The following is a 482-nucleotide window of genomic DNA, read 5'->3' as shown; positions in this document are numbered from 1 at the left end:
CCGGCGCCGCTGCCCCAGCAGCCGCCGGCGCCCGCGCCCCAGCCGCCGGCCGCGCCGGTGGGCGGGTACGCCGCGACCATGCTGGCCACGGACGGTCCGCCCGGGCTGATGGGTCTGCCGGGTGCCCCGGGGACGCCGGGTGCGCCGGGTGTCCCTGGTACGCCTGGGACGCCGCCGCCCGCTGCGCCGCCGGCGCCGGGTGCCGGTGGCGGCATGGAGTACGCCGCGACCATGCTGGCCACGGACGGTCCGCCCGGGCTGATGGGCCTGCCCGGTGCCCCCGGTACGCCTGGGACGCCGCCGCCCGCTGCGCCGCCGGCGCCGGGTGCCGGTGGCGGCATGGAGTACGCCGCCACGATGCTGGCCACGGACGGTCCGCCCGGCCTGATGGGCCTGCCCGGTGCCCCCGGCACCCCGGGCGCCCCCGTGCCGCCCGCCGCGGGCGGTCGCGGCGCGTGCAGCACCCCACCGCCGCCCCCGCC

At 83.4% G+C, this 482-nt stretch carries 1 pseudogene; it reads left to right on the top strand.

From position 1 onward, the window contains the following. Positions 1–213: 213 nt before the first annotated feature. A pseudogene (locus tag ACQRUO_RS39680) lies at positions 214–482 on the top strand (hypothetical protein); the annotation flags it as partial.

Source organism: Kitasatospora sp. LaBMicrA B282 (genome assembly GCF_050325825.1).
Taxonomy (GTDB): domain Bacteria; phylum Actinomycetota; class Actinomycetes; order Streptomycetales; family Streptomycetaceae; genus Kitasatospora.
The sequence above is the reverse complement of the archived record's forward strand: the minus strand, read 5'-3'. Positions and strand labels throughout refer to the sequence as shown.